Source organism: Amycolatopsis sp. NPDC000009 (assembly GCF_055563465.1).
The window spans coordinates 106,758-122,522 of record NZ_JBVHDI010000025.1; the positions used below are offsets into that span (position 1 = coordinate 106,758).

Here is a 15,765-nt window from a genome sequence, read left to right on the forward strand (position 1 = left end):
GGCACAGCCGCCGCTGGAGATCGTCAGAGGACGAAGCCCGCGGGGAACGGGTCGTCCGGGTCGAGCAGATAGGTGGCGTTGCCGGTGATCCACGCGCGTCCGGAGAACTCCGGCACCACGGCGGGAACGCCGCCGACGCTGGTCTCGGCGACGAGCTCGCCGGTGAAGGTGGTTCCGATGAACGAGCTGTTCTCGAACGGCGTGTGCAGCGGCAGCTCGCCGCGGGCGTGGAGCTGGGCCATCCGCGCCGAAGTGCCGGTGCCACAAGGCGACCGGTCGAACCAGCCGGGATGGATCGCCATCGCGTTCCGGGAGGACCGCGCGTCCGAACCCGGCGCGAGGAACTGGACGTGTTTGCAGCCGCCGATCAGCGGATCGGCGGGATGCTTCGGCGGACGCTGGTCGTTGATCGCCGCCATGATGTCCAGCCCCGCGGCGAGGATCCGGTCCTTCTCCGTCCGGTCGAACGGGATGTCCACTTGGGACAGTTCGAGGATGGCGTAGAAGTTTCCCCCGTACGCCAGGTCGTACCGCACCTCGCCGAAGCCGGGCACCTCGACGACGGCGTCTCGCTCGGCGAGGAACGACGCGACGTTGCGGAGCTTGACACGGACCGCGCGGCCGTCGGAGACCTCGACCTCGGCGTGCACGAGCCCGGCCGGGGTGTCCAGTCGTACCACGGTCTTCGGTTCGGTCACCTCGACCATGCCGGTCTCCACCAGCACGGTCGCCACGCCGATCGTGCCGTGCCCGCACATCGGCAGGCAGCCGGACACCTCGATGTACACCACGCCCCAGTCCGCGTCCGGCCGGGCGGGCGGCTGCAGGATCGCGCCGCTCATCGCCGAATGACCCCGCGGTTCGTTCATCAGGAACTGCCGCAGGTGGTCCAGGTGCGCCATGAAGTACCTGCGGCGTTCGGCCATCGTGTCGCCGGGGCTGACGCCGATCCCGCCGGTGACCACCCGGGTGGGCATGCCCTCGGTATGCGAGTCGACGGCGGTGATCGACCGGACCGACCGCACCTACGCCACCCCCAGCGAGGCGAGCGCGCGGCGCATGTCGGCGGTGACCTGCTCGCGGTGATCGTCGGTCAGCGGGCCCCGCGGCGGACGGCACGGCCCGCCGTAACGGCCGACGAGGTCCATCCCGAGCTTGATCGCCTGGACGAACTCGGTGCGCGAGTCCCAGCGGAACGCGGCCACCAGTGGTTCGTAGAGCGCCCTCGCCTCTTCGAGTTTGCCGGACCGCGCCAGGTCGAACAGGCGCACCGACTCGGCCGGGAACACGTTGGGGAATCCGGCGAACCAGCCCGTCGCGCCCATCAGCAGGCTTTCCAGCACGACGTCGTCGGCGCCGCTGATCACGTCCAGCCCCGGCGCCTGCTCGCGGATCTCCAGCACCCGCCGGACGTCGCCGGAGAACTCCTTGACCGCGACCACGTTGTCGATCCCCGCGATCTCGGCGAGCAAGGCCGGCGTGAGGTCGACCTTGGTGTCGATGGGGTTGTTGTAGACCATCACCGGCAGCCCGACCGACGCCACCGCTTCGAAATGCGCGAGCACCTCGCCGCGGTTCGCGCGGTACATCGTGGGCGGCAGGCACAGCAGGCCGTCGGCACCGTCCTCGGCCGCGACCTCGGCCCAGTACTTCGCCTGGTGCGCTCCGGGGCCGTGCACGCCGACGACGACGATCCCGTCGTCGCCCACGGTTTCGATCGCGGTGCGGGCGACGCGACGGCGTTCCTCGTCGGTCAGCGACGAGTATTCGCCGAGGGAGCCGTTCGGGCCGACGCCCCGGCAGCCGTTGTCGACCAGCCAGCGGCAGTGCGCGGCGTAGGCGTCGTAGTCCACGGCCAGCCCGGCCGGAGCCGACTCGTCCGCCCGGTACGGGAGGGCGGTCGCGACGACGACGCCACCGAGGTCGGGGGTGCTCATTCAGGTTCTCCTTCGGTTCGGGCGGCTAGCTCGCCCAGCCGGATCGGCTGGGCGATCGGGCGGTGGTGCCGTTCGGTACCACCGGAGAGTTCGGACACGGTCGGACCGCAGACGCGGCCCTGGCACGGGCCGAGGCCGGCCCGGGTGCCGAGTTTCAGGGCGTGCGGGCCGGGGCAGACCGTGTCCTCGGCCGCACGCGTCAATTCGCCGTAGGTGGTCTCCTCGCAGCGGCAGACGATCGTGTCGTCGCGCAACCAGCTTCGCCAGGCCGCGCCGATGGGGTGGGCCGCGGCGAGGCGTTCGGCGAAGGTCAGGGCCCGATCGCGGGCGCGGATCAGCTGCGGCGACGGTTCACCACCGGCGGCGGCGCAGCCGGCCACCGCGCCTTCGGCCGCGGCGGTGACCGCGCCGCCGATCCCGGTGATCTCCCCCGCGGCGAAGACACCGTCCACTGTGGTCCGTTGCGCGGCGTCGACCCGCACGAACCCCTCGTCCAGGACACAGCCCGCGGCGACGGCCAGTTCGGGCTGCGGGACGAAACCGTGGCCGACGCAGACCGCGTCGACCTCGTAGGTCCGCTCGGTGCCGTGGATGACGGACCAGTCCGCGCGCACTTCCGCGGTCACGACCTCACGGACGCGGTCCGCGCCGCGAGCCTCGATCACCGCGCGGCCCATCCGGTACGGGACCCGATGACGGACGAGTGTCGCGGCATAACGCGCCAATTCGGTGGCCTTTCCGGCGTGGGAGGCCAGGCGCCAGGGCTGGGCCGTCCATCCTTTTCGGACGGTCGAGACCGGGTTCGCCTCCAGTACCGCGACCACCTCGGCACCGACACCCAGCAAGGATTCCGCGACCGGCAGCAGGAACGGACCGGCCCCGGCGACGAGGACCCGCTCGCCGATCGCGACCCGCTCCCCCTTCGCCAAGGCCTGCGCCGCGCCCGCGGTGTACACGCCGGGCAGGTCCCAGCCGGGGAACGGCAGGGTGCGGTCGTGGGCGCCGGTCGCCAGGATCAGCGCGTCCGGGACGAGGGTCAGCCGCCGCCGTCCACCTCCATCGGACTGCCCGCGCAGGACGTGCACCGTCTTTTCCGCGCGGTCGAACGCCCAGACGGTGGAGCCGGGCCACCACCGGCACCGCGGATGCGCGAGCACCCGGCGCCGCCGATCGAACTCCGCCCGGCCGTGCTGGATCTGTTCCGGGCGCCGCGCCGCGTACGCCTCGGGGAGCATCCGGTGGTACTGGCCGCCGGGGGTCTCCGCCTGATCCAGCACCGTGACCCGGGCACCGGCCCGCAGCGCGTGTTCGGCCGCCGCGAGCCCGGCGGGCCCGGCGCCGACGATCACCACGTTCACGCGCTCTCCTCCCGGGACTGGGTACGGATTTCGTCTCCGTCGGCGGCCGGGCGGCGGCACGCGCGGACGTCGGGCACGTCGTTCACCGTGAGCAGGCAGTCGAAGCACGCGCCGATCCCGCAGAACACACCGCGCGGTGCACCCGATCGGGTGGTGCGCCAGGAGGTCCGGCCCGCGGCGAGCAGGATCCCCGCCACGCTCTGCCCGGCGATCCCGGTCAGGGTCTCGCCGTCGACGGTGATCCGGATCGGCCGGTCGGTGCGGTCCACCGGATCGCGATCGCGCGGCAGGAGCCACCCGCTCATGCCGCCACCACGGCCGGACGGTCCACAGTGAACTCTTCGACCGGCATCGACGGCGCCGTCCCGGTGAGCAGTTCGCGCAGCAACCGCGCGGTGCCGACGCTCAGCCCGATCCCGGCGCCTTCGTGCCCGGTGGCGTGCCAGAGATTTCCCAGCCGGGGATCCTCGCCGAGCACCGGGAGGTGATCGTCGACGTAGGGCCGGAAGCCGCCGTACGCGCGCATGATCGCGACGTCGGCCAGCGCCGGGAACAGCCGCAGTGCCTTGACCGCGATGGCGCTCAGCACGTCCGGGCGGATCGCGTCGTCGAAATCCACCCGGCGGCGGGAGGAGCCGATCAGCACGGTGCCGCCCCAGGTCGACTCGACGACGGCGGAGGTCTGCAACTCACCCGAATCGGCACCGACCGCGCCGACGTAATCGGCGTCGTAGACCTTGTGCCGGACGACACCGGGCATCGGGGTGGTCACCAGTACCTCGCCCCGGCGGGGCCGTACCGCGATCGCGGCGCCGAGGCGCGCCGACACCTGGCCCGCCCACGGGCCCGCGGCGTTCACGACGACGTCGGCCTCGATCACTTCACCGGGCACCCGGACGCCGGTGATCCGTCCGTTGTGGACGGTCGCACCGACGACTTCGGTGTCGGAGCGCAGCCGCGCGCCGTGGCGCAGCGCGGAGCCGAGCAGGGCCAGCGCGGCGCCCGCGGGCTGGACCTGCGCGTCCTCCGGGTAGTGGAACGCCGCGGTCACCTCGCGGGTCAGTGCGGGCTCCGCGTCGGCGAGTTCCTGGTGGGACAACGGTTCCGCGCGAACACCGGGCTGTGACGCGGCGAAGGCGGTGAGAGCACGTGCCCCGTCGTCCGTGGTGGCGACGACGATGCCGCCCTTGGGGTCGTATTCGATCGCGGCGGCGGCGCGCGCGTCCTCGTCGGCGACCTCGGCGACCACCTGGGGCCACAACGCGGTCGAAAGCTTCGCGAGTTCGAGTTCGGCGCCGGGCCCCTTGTCGGAGACGAGGATATTGCCCTCGCCGTGCGACGTGGTCCCGCCGGCCGGACGACCGCGATCCACGACCACGACGTCGAAGCCGGCCCGGCTCAGCTCACGGGCGCACGCGGCGCCGACGATACCCGCGCCGAGGACGAGCACGCGCGTTCGGTTCATCGACCCTCCAGCGTTCGGTAAAGCGAACGATCGGAGCGTAGGTTCCGCCCCGGAGGGGTGTCAATACCCGGAGAGCGGTCAGCCCTTCAGCACCGGATGCGGTCTGCCCTCGAGCCGTTCGTCCGCGCGGTACTGCAGCAGCAGGACCGAGTGCACCGGGCCGTCCGAAGCGGTGTAGCAATGCGGCTCACGGGCGTCGAAGGCGACGTAATCCCCAGGCCCGACCTCGACGGTCCGTCCCGCCACCTCGACCAGCAGCGATCCCGTCTGCACGATGGTGTGTTCGACTCCGACGTGCCCTTGCGAACGCTGTGGCGCGTCTCCGCGCACCACCTGGTCGTACACCTCGAAGACGCCGTCACCGGCCTCGATCCGCCGCAGCGGCCGGAGATCCACTCCCTCGCCGCTGAGCACCTCGACGTCGGCCCCGCGCACCACGGTGAGCGCACCGCCCGCCCGGTGGTCGAGCAGGTCCGAGATCGCCACCTCCAGCACCCTGGACAGGCTGAACACGGTCTCGATGGTCGGATTGCCGCCGCCGGACTCCAGCTGTGACAGCGTCGCCTTGCCGATACCCGACCGCCGGGAGAGCTCCGACAGCGAGATACCCCTCGCCGCCCTGGCGGCGCGCAGGTTGACCGCCAGCATGTCCCGGATCGAGGGCGTCTCGTCCTGCACCACTTCTCCCCTGTCGTTCGTCAAACCGTACGAACTCGTTCGCTTTGCCGATCGAGTTCGCGGACATCATGACACGCCTCCCGACGCCGGGGCATAGCCGCGGCCGATGGGGCGGCGCGATGGTGGGCCGCGCGGACCGCGCGGAAACTCCATCACCAACCGGTGTGTCACCGTCGACACAGGGTCACGGGCACACCGTCGTTACGCTCCAGCGAGGAGATTCCCGTGCAGCTGATCCGCAGATCCGCGGGCCGACGACTTCGGGCGTTCGGCGCGGTGCTCATCACGACCCTCGGACTGACCGCGGCCGCCGCCACACCGGCGACGGCGGCCGCGAACGCCTGTCTCACCGGCACACTCGCCTTCGACCACTACGACGCCGAAGCCGGGACGAGCAAGCCGCTGCGCACGCAGGTGGCCCGGAACGCGAACTGGGAACTGTGGGGCCGCACCGGCTCCGCCAGGGCGACCAGGCTCGCCACCGGCATCACCGGCGCGTCCGACGGACGGTTCACCGCCTGCCACACCGCGTCGCTCGCCGAAGCGTTCGTGCGGTTCCGGTCGAGCAGCACCTCGATGTGGCGGGTCGTCCAGGCGGCGAACAACACCACCGACTACACCTTCGACTCGGCACGCCGCACGAACGTCTCCGGCAGCCAGGACCTCGGCACGGTGAAGGTGCCGTCCACGCTCCAGCGGGCGTGGAAGGTCGTGGACACCCTCAACGTCCTCTACTGGAAACGCGCCAACCCGGTTTCGTCGTGCTGGACTGCCCGGCAGCCCGACGGGCGCTGCGACCGGATCACCTTCGTCTGGGATCCGAAGGTCGCCGACGGCGGCTACTGGGACTACCCGAACACGAACTACGTCTTCCTCGGCGACACGATGCCCGACTCGAAGCACCTCATCCTCCACGAGGCCGGGCATTGGCTGCAGTGGCAGCTCTACGGCCGTGACTTCCCCGTCGTCACCGGCTGCAACCCGCACTACATCGAGAAGCACAGTTCGGAATCCTGCGCGTGGACCGAAGGATTCGCCGACGCCGTCGCCGCCTACGCCCTCGGCGACTACCGCTATGTCTACGACGACGGCAGCTCGTACAGTTTCGAGAACGACGCTTCGACGCCCGGCTGGGACGACGGCGACACCGTGCAGGGCCGGGTCGGCTCGTCGCTGCTGGACCTGTGGGCCTCCGACGGTCCGGACGGCGGGAACTGGAACCGCACGATCGCGCTGATGACCCGCCACTTCAGCCAGGACTTCCGTGAGTACTTCACCGTGGACCGGCCCGCCGCCGGCCTGTCCACCACCGGTGCCGCCGAGCGGATCCTCGCCGGGCACACCATCCGGTACTGACGGGGGCCGAAGGGGACTTTCCCCGCGTGAGACGACGCTGTTGGGAAAGTCGGATGGCGGTGGCGCTGGAGTGGCTGCCAGCGGCGACCAAGTGTCCTTTAAGGACTTAAATCGTGACCTTATGACCGATTCGCCTACGAATGTCCTGTTCTGGAGATCCGTGAAGGCCTCCTTCACTACCCTGAGAGTAGGGAAGGAGGCCTTCACGGACTTGACGAGGGAAGCTCACCGAGCCCACCACTTTCCCAACAGCGTCATGCGATGCGGGGAAAGCGCCCTTCAGCCCCTGGCCGCCTGGACCCAGGCGGTGATCTCGTCGGCGGTCGAGGGGAAACCACAGGAGAGCAGGTCGTATCCCGCTCCGGTGACCACGACGTCGTCCTCGATGCGGACGCCGAGGCCGCGCAGCTCCGGCGGCACGGTGCGGTCGCCGGCGTGGAAGTACAGACCGGGTTCCACCGCCAGCGCCATCCCCTCGGCCAGGGTGCCCTCGCGGTAGGTGGACGGATGGGCGGCGGCGCAGTCGTGGACGTCCAGTCCGAGGAAATGGCCGGTACCGCAGACGATGTACCGGCGGTGCTGCTGCCCGTCCGGCGACAGCGCCTCGTCCACCGACACCGGGAGCAGACCCCAATCGTGCAGACCCTCCGCGAGCACGCGCAGCGCCGTCGCCTGGAACGCGCCGTAGTCCCGGCCGGGACGGACCTCGCCCAGTGCCGCGACGTGCGCCTTGTGCACGAGGTCGTAGACGTCGCGCTGTGCCTTGGTGAACTCCCCGCCGACCGGGAAGGTGCGGGTGATGTCGGCCGTGTACAAGGAATCCACCTCGACACCGGCGTCGAGCAACAGGAGGCTGTCCTCGGTCACCCGCCCGTCGCAGCGCGTCCAGTGCAGGATCGGCGCGTGCGGCCCGGCCGCCACGATGGAGGTGTAGCCGGGTCCGGTTCCCTCGGTGCGGGCACGGCGGTCGAAGGTGCCCTGAAGCCAGCGTTCCCCGCCACCGCGGACGGCCTCCGGAAGCGCGGCCAGCACGTCGGCGAACCCGAGGGCCGTGGCGTCGACGGCGGCGCGCAACTGGCCGATCTCCCAGTCGTCCTTGATCCGGCGCAGCTCCGCGAGGACGGTCCGGAGCCGTTCGCTGTGGCCGAAGCGGTACGCGTCGAGCGCGGGGTCGACCCCCGCGCCGACCAGGAAGCCCGGATTCCGTCCGCGCAAACCGTGCGGGAGATCCTCCAGCGGACGGCATTCGATGCCGAGCGCGCGCTCGTACGCGGCCGGTCCGGCGGCGGAGCCGACCCACAGCGGGCTGGTGTCGGCGTCGCCCACGAAATCGGGCTCGTGCGCCTCGGCGGGCCGCGGGACGTACAGCGTGGCATGGTGGCTGTCCCCCGCCGGGGTCATCACGAGGATCGCGCCCTCGCGCTGGCAACCGGTGAGCCAGACGAAGTCGCTGTCGGCCCGGAAGCCGTGGAAGGTGTCGTTGGACCGCACCACGGCCCGGCCCGCCGCGAGCGCGATCCGCTGACCGGGCAGTTCCGCCGACAGCCTGCCGCGATGGGCGGCGGCGGCCTCCGCGGTGCCCGCCGGCACGTCGACGAGGTCGTCGGCCGGCTCCCAGCCGTCGCTGATCCAGTTCCGGAACCCCTTGGCGGCCAGCAGCGCGCGCAGATCCGGCCGGGTTCGGTCGCCGGTCATCGGCTCCCCTTTCAGGTAGTCACGGTTCTGGCCGCACCTTCGCACCGCGAACGGCCGGACCGTAATGACCGGCGGCGATAGACTCCGCCTATGGCCCTGGAGATCCGGCACCTGCGGGCGATCTGCGCCATCGCCGAAGCGGGCAGCCTCTCGCAGGCGGCCGCCGCGCTGGGCATGTCCCAGCCGTCGCTGACCTCGCTGCTCCAGCGGCTCGAACGGCAGATCGGCGCGCCGCTGTTCGTCCGCAGCCACACGGGCGTGACCCCGACCCCGGTCGGCGAGCAGACGTTGCGCCGGGCGCTGACCCTGCTCGTGGAGTTCGACCGGTTCGAAAGCGATCTCCTCGGCGCGCTCGGTGACGGCCCGGTCCGGCTCGGATCGTCCCAAATGGACTGTCTGCCCACCTTCGTCGAACGGCTGGACGACGCGCTGCCGGGACTGGACGTGACCGTCCACGTGGAACCCTCCAGCTCGGTGCTGGCGCAGGCGCTGGCCCGCGCGACGCTCGACATCGCCGTCATCGCCATGTCCGACGACCAGGAAGTGCCGCTGGCGAAGCATCTCGGGCACCGGGTGCTGTTCTCGTGGGTGCCCGTGTTCATCGGTCTCCCCGCGAACCACCGGCTCGCCGGCGGGTTGGAAGTCGACCTCGCCGAGCTCGCCGGCGAAGCGTGGATCGGACCGCCCGGCCCCGAGGACGGCTCGCTGACGTCACTGCGCGCGGCGGCGCATCGCGCCGGGTTCACGCCGCGGATCCGGTTCGAGTGCCCCAACGGCGGCGGACGGCATCTGATCGCCGCCGGGCAGGCGGTGCAGCTCGTCGAGCCCACCGCGCCCGAACTGCCCGGCATGGTCGTCCGGCCGCTGAAGGGCGACCCGATGCGGATGCGGCTCGTGCTGGCCTGGCGCAAGGAACGGCTGACGTGGGACCAGGCGGAGAACGTGTACCGCGCGGTGATGACGTCGTACACGCGGCACGCGATGGCGTCTACCCCGTTCCGGACGTGGTGGGAGCGGCGGCGCAGTGCCCGGTCGTGGGACGGGCTGGTGGACTTCTTCCGCAGCCTGTAACCCGAACCCGCCTCGCTGCGATTGACCCCGTACCGGGCGAACGGAGACGGGAGATGATGACGCGACGACTGTGGCTGGGACTGGCGGTCGTCTACACGTGCACCGCCGTGATCCAGCTCTACCTCCTCGCCAGCACCGGCGCCGTCTGGGCCGGGACACTCGCCGCGGCCGGCTTCGCGGCGGCGCTCCTCTGCGTTGTCGCCGCTTGGAAGTCCTCGAAACGAGAACGGGACAGCTCCCGGGAAATCGACTCACACCGGCCCTGGTGACCCGGGATACGGGACGGCCCACGGCTCCTCTTCGAGCGCGACTCCGTTGGCGACGTTGGCGATCGTCCGGTACCAGCCCGCCAGCACGAGCAGTTCCAAGAGCTGCGGCGTCGGAAAGTGCCCGGCGAGCGCGGCCCATGTCCCGCCGGAAACCGTTGCGCTGTCGTGAAGTTCGTCGACGACGCGGATCACCGTACGATGCCGCTCCGACCAGACCGGATGCCCGGAGTCGCCCGACACGGTCGCTTCGAGCTGCTCCGGCGTCAAGCCGACCGCCGGTGCGAAAACCGAGGCGTGGACACCCCATTCGTAGCGGCATCCACTGCGGGCGGTCACCCGCGCGATGACGATTTCCCGGTCCAGCGCGGGTAATTCGCCGTGCGCGAGCAAACCGGCTCCCAGGACGCGCATCCGCGAGGCCAGCTCAGGATGCAACTGCAGCAACCGGAACAACGCCAGCGGCTCCCGCGCCACACCGGGCGGCATCCACTTGCGGAGAGCTCGTTCGACGTCCGCCTCGTACGGCGGGGTGAGCGGCGCGATCCGGGCCATGACCACCTCCAGTGCTTCGATTTCAGAACCACTATGCTGCTTCGAAAGTCGAAGCACAAGGGGGGTGCCATGCCCGGCGAACCGATCCCGAGGCCCGGACGGCCGGTCCGCGGCTCCGAAACCGGCCGCCCGCTCATGGCCGCGCTCGACCTGCTGGGACGCCGGTGGACGCTGCGGGTGATCTGGGAACTGCGCCAGGGTGACGTCGGCTTCCGCGAGCTGCGGCGCCGCTGCGAACTCATGTCTTCGAGCGTGCTCGCCACCCGCCTCGCGGAGCTCACCGAAGCCCGCATCGTCGAGACCGGCGGGGAAGGCTACCGCCTGACACCATTGGGCGAACGACTCCTCGAGGCGTTGCACCCGCTCGAAAAATGGGGCCTCGCCTGGGAAAAGGCACTGCACGAGTGACCATGCACGAGTAGGTATCCCGCCGTTCACCGCATACGGCCTTGCCAGGCGCCGTGAGCGGCGTACGGTGACAAGTACGTGAGGTTGAGTCCACCAGCCCGCGCGAACGACCGCATGTCCGCGGCCCAGCACCCTTGTCACAGGGCGACGCGGCGGCGCGTTGACTTGCGCAGCCGTTGTGCAGGCTTACCCGTTGTCCGTCTCGTCCCCGGCTCTCCGGGAGACAGATCATGATCGAACGCGATACCCACACGCGGACCAGCCGCGACGGCCCCGCCATCCCGCGCCCACGTCCATCGGCCGAGAACCTGTTGCGGGTTCAGCGGATCCGGTGGAACGACGACCTGCTCGTCGTCGCCGCGGCCGGGGAGATCGATCTCGCCACGGCCGGCAGGCTGGAACGCGCCCTGCGGGGCAGGCTCCCGGCCGCCACGGTGCTCGACCTCACCGAGGTCCGCTTCCTCGGTGTCGCCGGGTTACGGGTCATCGAATCCGCCGCGGCCCGCGCCCGCTCCGAACACCGCGCGACCGGGGTGGTCACGGACGCCCGGCCGGTACTGCGCCTGCTGCACCTGTTCGGCGTCGACAGTCATATCCCCGTGTACCGGCACCTCGACCACGCGATCCTCGACGTGCCGAACCGCTGAGCCGCTCAGGATCCGGCGAGCGGCAGGAGTGTGGAAAGTCCCGTCTTCGAAGCCAGCCGCCGGATCGTGGGCGACGGCAGGAAACTCAAATCGACCCCCTGGGTGCTGCACCGGTCGTTGATCCTGACCAGCGTGGCCAAACCGGTGGAATCGCAGAACTCCACGCCTTCGAGGTCGACGACGAGCCTGCCCGGCACGGGCTCCAGCACGTCCTCGAAGGTCTCCTTGAGATCTTCGGAGGTCGTCAGATCGATCTCCCCCGCCACCGCGATGACGACCTCGGCGCCATCGGGTCTGGCGACGGTCACCGAGAACGGAACTTCCCGGCTTTCCCCGTCTCCGCTCGTCACCGTCATCCACCCCTCACGATCGGTACCCGGCTGTCCCGAACATATCGGATGAGCGCACCCGTTCGCCCGGCACTCGTGTCCTGATCCCCGGCGGTGCCTTAGCCTTGTCGGAGGATCCGGCGGTCGTGGACCGCGGCGGGCGACGAGGAGAAGCTTCGTGATGCCGATCGACGAGCCGGTGCGCGACGGCACCGCCGAGCTGGTCCTCGAGGTCGCCGCCGTCGCCGCCCAGGCGGCCGCGTTACGGGACCTTCTGGCGAAATGGGCCCTCGAACGGGGTCTTCCCCGCGAACTGGCCGAGGATCTCAAGCTCACCGCCTACGAAGCGATGACGAACGTCGTGAAACACGCGTATCCCGACGGCACCGACGACAACGTCATGACGGTGACCGCCGCCCACGACGACGGTCACCTCAGGATCAGCGTCGCCGACGAGGGCCGCTGGCGCGACGGCCGTCGGCCGGACGGCGGACGCGGCCTGCCGATCATCCGCGCCTTCGCGCCGGAGGCGACCGTGACGAGCACGCCGACCGGGACCGTCGTCCGGCTCGCCTGGCCCTGCCCGTCCGGCTGACCGGAGGTCAGCGACTCACGAAGGCCGCACCGCGTGCGCGACCCAGCGCCCGTTGACGCGGTGGACTTCGACGTCCCGTTCGTAACAGGCGGAAAGCCCCTCCCCGGTGAGGACCTCGTCGATCGGGCCCGCGCCGGTGACCTTGCCGCGACGCACCATCAGGGCGTGCGTGGCCGTCGCCGGGATCTCCTCCAGATGATGCGTCACGGTGACCGTCGCCAGCTCCGGCTGGGCCAGCGTCAGGTTCTCCAGCGCCATCAGGAGATCCTCGCGGCCGGGCAGGTCGAGACCGGCGAACGGCTCGTCCAGCAGGAGCAGCAGCGGGTCGGCCATGAGCGCCCTGGCGAGCCGGACCCGGGCGCGCTCACCCTGCGAGCAGACGCGCACCGGCCGGTCGCGTAGTTCGGTGCAGCCGACCAGTTCGAGCAGTTTCGACGCCCTGTCGCGGATCGCGTCGTCGTAGCGGTCCCACAGCGGCAGCACGCTTCCGCTGAACCCGGTCAGCACCACCGTGTGCGCGTCATGGTTCTCCGCGTCCGGCAGCCGCTGGTTCGCCCCGACGAAGCCGATATGCGTCCGCACGTCACGCAGGTCGACCGCGCCCATGCGGTGGCCGAGCACGACCGCCGTCCCCGCGCTGGGGAACCGCTGGGTCGAGGCCACCGAAAGGATCGTGGACTTCCCGGCCCCGTTCCGGCCGAGGACGACCCAGCGCTGGCCGTAGTCCACCCGCCAGTCGACGTCCGACACGAGCGGGACGCGACCGACGTGGACCTCGACCCCGGAAAGCTCCACCGCCGGTCCGTCGAGGTTCGGCTGCACGAAGACGGGCTTGTTCACGCGGTTCATGATCGCAGGACGCGGGCCAGCGGCTCGCCGGGGGTCCGATCATCGGATGACGTCGTAGACCAGCTTCTGGACACCGTTGCCGTAGGCCTCGCTCTCGACGAGCTTGAGGCTCTGCTTGTCCTTGTCGGTGTCGCCGAACAGCTTCTTGCCCGCGCCGAGCAGGACCGGGAACAGCAGCAGGTGGTAGCGGTCGATCAGCCCGGCGTCGGCGAGGTTCCGGTTCAGTTCCGCGCTGCCGTGGACGATGATCGGCCCGCCTTCGGTCTCCTTGAGCTTCGCGACGTCGTCGAGCGAACGCAGGATCGTGGTCTCGCCCCAGTTGCCGACGAGGTCCTCGTCCCGCAGCGTGGTCGAGACGACGTACTTCGGCATCGCGTTGTACTCGGCGAATTCCTCGGTCATTCCGGGCCACACCGGCGAGAACGCTTCGTAGCTGACCCGGCCCATCATCATCGCGGTGGCCTCGCCCTGCTCACGCCCCCTGAGCTCGTAGACCGCTTCGTCGAACTCGATGCCGTCGAAGGTCCAGCCGGAGTTGCGGTAGCCCGGCTCCCCGCCGGGCCCTTCGACGACGCCGTCGAGCGAGACGAACGCGGTGGCGATCAGGGTGCGCATCTGGTTTCTCCTTGGTCGTATCGAACTGCTTCGACACTGCGTCGACCGGGGGACGACGGATTCGACAACCCGCCGGAAAAAAGTTCAGCCTTCGGCGTCGCGGACGAGCAAGGCTATCTGCACCCGGTTCTCGACGCCGAGTTTCGCGAGCATGCTGCTCGTATGCGCCTTCACCGTCGCGACGGTGATGTCCAGCCTCCGCGCGACGTCGGTGTTGGACAGGCCCTCCGCGATGGCGTTCGCGGTCTCGCGTTCGCGATCGGTCAGGGTGGCCAGCAGCTCGCGGGCGGTCTCCCTGGTCGCCCGGCGCGCGTCGGACGAGTGCGGACCGGTGGCGGCGGCGATCAGCCGGGACGTCGCGGCGGGCGAGAGCGCGGGTTCGCCGGTCGCGACCGTCCGGATCGCCGCGAGGATCCGGGGCGGCGGCGTGTCCTTGAGGAGGAATCCGAGCGCGCCGACGCGCAGCGCGCCCAGCACCATCTCGTCGGAGTCGAACGTCGTGAGCACCAGGACGCTGGGCGGTTCCGGGAGCCGGAGGATCTCCTCGGTCGCGCTGAGGCCGTCGCGACCCGGCATCCGGACGTCCATCAGGACGACGTCGGGCCGCTGCTCCCCCACCACGGTCACCGCCGCGTCGCCGTCGGCGGCCTCGCCGACCACGACGAGGTCGGGTTCGCCGTCGACGACGAGCCGCAGCGCCATCCGCACCAGGTGCTCGTCGTCGACGAGGACGACCCGCACCCGCTCGTTGCCCATTCACTCGCTCCCTTCGCGGACCGGCCACGGCAGCCGCGCGGCGAGGACGAACCCGCCGCCCGGTTCCGCGTGGTGGTCCAGCTCGCCGCCCGCCAGTCCGACCCGCTCGGAGAGGCCGAGCAGTCCGAAACCCGAGGCGGGCGGCCCCGTGACCGCCCGTGCCGCACCTGAATCCCGGATCGTCGCCCGCACGCCGTCCCCCGCTTCCCCCTCGACGGTGACGGCCACTCTCGCACCCGGCGCGTGTTTGCCCGCGTTGGTCAGGCCTTCCTGGACGACCCGGTAGACGGTCCTCGCGATCGCGTCGGGCGGCTCGCCCGGGATCGTGGCCGTCAGGGTGGCGTCCAGCCCCAGTGCCCGCGCGTCCGAGACCAGTGCCGGCAGGTCGGCGAGCGAAGGCTGCGGGGGTTCCAGCCCCTCCGGGCTCGCCCGGAGCACGCCGAGGACGTCCCGTAGTTCCTCCAGCGCCTGATGGGAGCCGTCGGCGATCCCGCGGGCCAGTTCCGCGACCTGGTCGGCGGGCAGATCCGGACGATGCCCCAGTACCCCGGCCTGCATCGCGACCAGTGAGACCCGGTGCGCGAGCACGTCGTGCATCTCGCGGGCGATCCGGTGCCGCTCCATGATCCGCGCCTCGGCGGCCCGCGCGGCCTGCTCCCGTTCCGCGCTTTCGACCCGCTCGCGCAGGGAGCGGACCTCCTCCCGGCGCGCTCCGATGGCGGCGCCGACGGCCACCACGATGCCCACCATCAAGGCGGGAAGGCTGATCAGCAGCCACAGCGGTCCAGGCACCTCGCGCTGCGGGTAGAGATCGGCGATCAGCACCGCCGTGACCACCGACAACACCGCCGCGACCGCCGTTTCGGCCGGTCGCCGCCTGGTGGCCAGGGAACAGAGCGCCAGCAACGACGCGCCGGCCGCCAGTACCGAAGCCGTCGAGGCGAGGATCACCGCGAGCGTGATCACGACCGGGAAACGACGACGCCACAGCAGTGCGATCAGACAGGCGAGCGCGAGCAGCGGATCACCGGTGACCAGCCAGGCGACCCTCGGGCCCGCCGCACCCACCGGCAGTTGCGCCGCCGTGACGAGCCAGAGCAGCACCCCCATCCCGGCCGCGGCGAGCAGGCGCCAGGCCTCTCCCCACGCACGAAGAGGCGGCCGGGCGCCGGCGTCGGTGATCAC

At 70.9% G+C, this 15,765-nt stretch carries 19 protein-coding genes; 6 read left to right on the plus strand and 13 right to left on the minus strand.

Annotated features, from left to right (window positions below):
• Nucleotides 1–23 precede the first annotated feature (23 nt).
• The 6 genes from ACZ3HL_RS39560 to ACZ3HL_RS39585 all read right to left on the minus strand — a co-directional run bounded on the left by ACZ3HL_RS39560 (nt 24) and on the right by ACZ3HL_RS39585 (nt 5,438).
• On the minus strand, nt 24–1,025 hold the full coding sequence (locus ACZ3HL_RS39560; RefSeq protein WP_465536769.1) for a proline racemase family protein: 1,002 nt from the start codon (nt 1,023–1,025) through the stop codon (nt 24–26).
• The gene (locus ACZ3HL_RS39565; protein ID WP_465422103.1) at nt 1,026–1,937 is read right to left on the minus strand and encodes a dihydrodipicolinate synthase family protein; all 912 of its coding nucleotides are present in this window, start codon (nt 1,935–1,937) and stop codon (nt 1,026–1,028) included.
• A complete protein-coding gene (locus ACZ3HL_RS39570) occupies nt 1,934–3,295 on the minus strand; it encodes an FAD/NAD(P)-dependent oxidoreductase (RefSeq protein ID WP_465536771.1) in 1,362 nt (453 codons plus the stop codon). The genes ACZ3HL_RS39565 and ACZ3HL_RS39570 overlap by 4 nt, the downstream gene beginning before the upstream one ends.
• A complete protein-coding gene (locus ACZ3HL_RS39575; protein ID WP_465536772.1) occupies nt 3,292–3,600 on the minus strand; it encodes a (2Fe-2S)-binding protein in 309 nt (102 codons plus the stop codon). Before ACZ3HL_RS39575 ends, ACZ3HL_RS39570 begins: the two co-directional genes overlap by 4 nt.
• Nucleotides 3,597–4,760: an NAD(P)/FAD-dependent oxidoreductase gene (locus ACZ3HL_RS39580; RefSeq protein WP_465536774.1), complete on the minus strand. Its 1,164-nt coding sequence runs from the start codon at nt 4,758–4,760 to the stop codon at nt 3,597–3,599. Before ACZ3HL_RS39580 ends, ACZ3HL_RS39575 begins: the two co-directional genes overlap by 4 nt.
• Nucleotides 4,761–4,838: 78 nt before the next feature.
• On the minus strand, nt 4,839–5,438 hold the full coding sequence (locus tag ACZ3HL_RS39585) for a helix-turn-helix domain-containing protein (protein WP_465422133.1): 600 nt from the start codon (nt 5,436–5,438) through the stop codon (nt 4,839–4,841).
• A 225-nt stretch (nt 5,439–5,663) separates the two neighbouring features.
• Between ACZ3HL_RS39585 and ACZ3HL_RS39590 the strand changes: the two genes are divergently transcribed.
• Complete coding sequence (locus ACZ3HL_RS39590) at nt 5,664–6,794, plus strand: metalloprotease (protein WP_465536776.1); 1,131 nt, start codon at nt 5,664–5,666, stop codon at nt 6,792–6,794.
• Between the two features lie 279 nt (nt 6,795–7,073).
• On the opposite strand, the gene ACZ3HL_RS39595 is transcribed toward ACZ3HL_RS39590, so the two are convergent.
• Complete coding sequence (locus ACZ3HL_RS39595; protein ID WP_465536777.1) at nt 7,074–8,489, minus strand: aminopeptidase P family protein; 1,416 nt, start codon at nt 8,487–8,489, stop codon at nt 7,074–7,076.
• Nucleotides 8,490–8,579: 90 nt separating this feature from the next.
• Here ACZ3HL_RS39595 and ACZ3HL_RS39600 point away from each other — a divergent pair, with 90 nt between their 5' ends.
• Both ACZ3HL_RS39600 and ACZ3HL_RS39605 read left to right on the plus strand, forming a co-directional pair.
• A complete protein-coding gene (locus ACZ3HL_RS39600) occupies nt 8,580–9,560 on the plus strand; it encodes a LysR family transcriptional regulator (protein ID WP_465536778.1) in 981 nt (326 codons plus the stop codon).
• Between the two features lie 53 nt (nt 9,561–9,613).
• Nucleotides 9,614–9,829 (plus strand): hypothetical protein, encoded by a 216-nt coding sequence (locus ACZ3HL_RS39605; RefSeq protein WP_465422110.1) that lies wholly within the window; start codon nt 9,614–9,616, stop codon nt 9,827–9,829.
• On the opposite strand, the gene ACZ3HL_RS39610 is transcribed toward ACZ3HL_RS39605, so the two are convergent.
• A complete protein-coding gene (locus ACZ3HL_RS39610; protein ID WP_465536780.1) occupies nt 9,812–10,381 on the minus strand; it encodes a carboxymuconolactone decarboxylase family protein in 570 nt (189 codons plus the stop codon). The two genes, ACZ3HL_RS39605 and ACZ3HL_RS39610, sit on opposite strands and share 18 nt — an antisense overlap.
• Before the next feature lie 69 nt (nt 10,382–10,450).
• Between ACZ3HL_RS39610 and ACZ3HL_RS39615 the strand changes: the two genes are divergently transcribed.
• Both ACZ3HL_RS39615 and ACZ3HL_RS39620 read left to right on the plus strand, forming a co-directional pair.
• Nucleotides 10,451–10,789 carry a winged helix-turn-helix transcriptional regulator gene (locus ACZ3HL_RS39615; protein WP_465536782.1) on the plus strand — a complete coding sequence of 113 codons (339 nt, stop codon included), beginning with the start codon at nt 10,451–10,453 and terminating at the stop codon, nt 10,787–10,789.
• 230 nt (nt 10,790–11,019) lie between these two features.
• Nucleotides 11,020–11,436 carry an STAS domain-containing protein gene (locus ACZ3HL_RS39620; protein ID WP_465422113.1) on the plus strand — a complete coding sequence of 139 codons (417 nt, stop codon included), beginning with the start codon at nt 11,020–11,022 and terminating at the stop codon, nt 11,434–11,436.
• A gap of 5 nt (nt 11,437–11,441) precedes the next feature.
• Here ACZ3HL_RS39620 and ACZ3HL_RS39625 read toward each other — a convergent pair whose 3' ends face one another.
• Nucleotides 11,442–11,792, minus strand: coding sequence for an STAS domain-containing protein (locus tag ACZ3HL_RS39625; RefSeq protein WP_465422114.1), 351 nt, complete (start codon nt 11,790–11,792; stop codon nt 11,442–11,444).
• A 154-nt stretch (nt 11,793–11,946) separates the two neighbouring features.
• On the opposite strand from ACZ3HL_RS39625, the gene ACZ3HL_RS39630 reads away from it, so the two are divergent.
• Nucleotides 11,947–12,360 (plus strand): ATP-binding protein, encoded by a 414-nt coding sequence (locus ACZ3HL_RS39630; protein WP_465422115.1) that lies wholly within the window; start codon nt 11,947–11,949, stop codon nt 12,358–12,360.
• 15 nt (nt 12,361–12,375) lie between these two features.
• Here the strand turns inward: ACZ3HL_RS39630 and ACZ3HL_RS39635 are convergent, their stop codons facing one another.
• The 4 genes from ACZ3HL_RS39635 to ACZ3HL_RS39650 form a co-directional block, all read right to left on the minus strand.
• Nucleotides 12,376–13,209, minus strand: a complete 834-nt coding sequence (locus ACZ3HL_RS39635; protein WP_465536783.1) for an ABC transporter ATP-binding protein — start codon at nt 13,207–13,209, stop codon at nt 12,376–12,378.
• A gap of 39 nt (nt 13,210–13,248) precedes the next feature.
• Nucleotides 13,249–13,824, minus strand: coding sequence for a dihydrofolate reductase family protein (locus tag ACZ3HL_RS39640; RefSeq protein ID WP_465536785.1), 576 nt, complete (start codon nt 13,822–13,824; stop codon nt 13,249–13,251).
• Between the two features lie 84 nt (nt 13,825–13,908).
• On the minus strand, nt 13,909–14,580 hold the full coding sequence (locus tag ACZ3HL_RS39645) for a response regulator (protein ID WP_465422118.1): 672 nt from the start codon (nt 14,578–14,580) through the stop codon (nt 13,909–13,911).
• Nucleotides 14,581–15,765 (minus strand): sensor histidine kinase, encoded by a 1,185-nt coding sequence (locus ACZ3HL_RS39650; protein ID WP_465536787.1) that lies wholly within the window; start codon nt 15,763–15,765, stop codon nt 14,581–14,583.